This window comes from Rhodocytophaga aerolata, assembly GCF_030503435.1.
Taxonomy (GTDB): Bacteria; Bacteroidota; Bacteroidia; order Cytophagales; family 172606-1; genus Rhodocytophaga; species Rhodocytophaga aerolata.
Genome location: NZ_JAUKPO010000198.1, coordinates 1 through 533 on the forward strand (window position 1 = coordinate 1; position 533 = coordinate 533).

Sequence of the window (533 nt, forward strand, 5' to 3'; positions counted from 1 at the left end):
AATTATCTCTTATTTTTCTTTCCCTTTTGTCCACTTTCATCTGACTACATACAATGCGGTTTTCCATAGAAATAGAGTTAGCGAAAATAAGTTAGAGTACTCAGGTAGGAACAAGGATCAAACGCTAGTTTCAAAAACAGCCTATTCCTTACTGGCTTTATTGATTTTAGCAGGGCTGTTCACCATGGAAGTGGGTAGCAAGTAAGTCGCCAACCATTTCCTCGGTCAATGGCTTGTTGAGAAATCCTTGGATTGGGGCTTCTTTCAGCCGATCCATATCCTTGGGATTGAGCGAGGTAGTCAGCATGACAATGACTACCGATTCTTTTTGAGTAATTTCTAGGTTTGCAAAGGCATCCAAGAACTCAAAGCCATCCATCACTGGCATATTAATGTCGAGTAAGATCAGCTATATAATCTGGTATAAAGGGCTCTCCCGATCTTTTGATGATTTAGGGGCTGGAGTAAATATTAGCAGCAAATTGTTGTATAGACAAAGAGGAGACTTAATTGAATGTTGATTGTTTGTTGCC

Annotated in this window: 1 protein-coding gene; it reads right to left on the minus strand. The window is 39.8% G+C overall.

What is annotated here, in order from left to right:
* Positions 1 to 166: 166 nt before the first annotated feature.
* Positions 167 to 409 (minus strand): response regulator, encoded by a 243-nt coding sequence (locus Q0590_RS37520; protein WP_366970916.1) that lies wholly within the window; start codon positions 407 to 409, stop codon positions 167 to 169.
* Positions 410 to 533 lie beyond the last annotated feature (124 nt).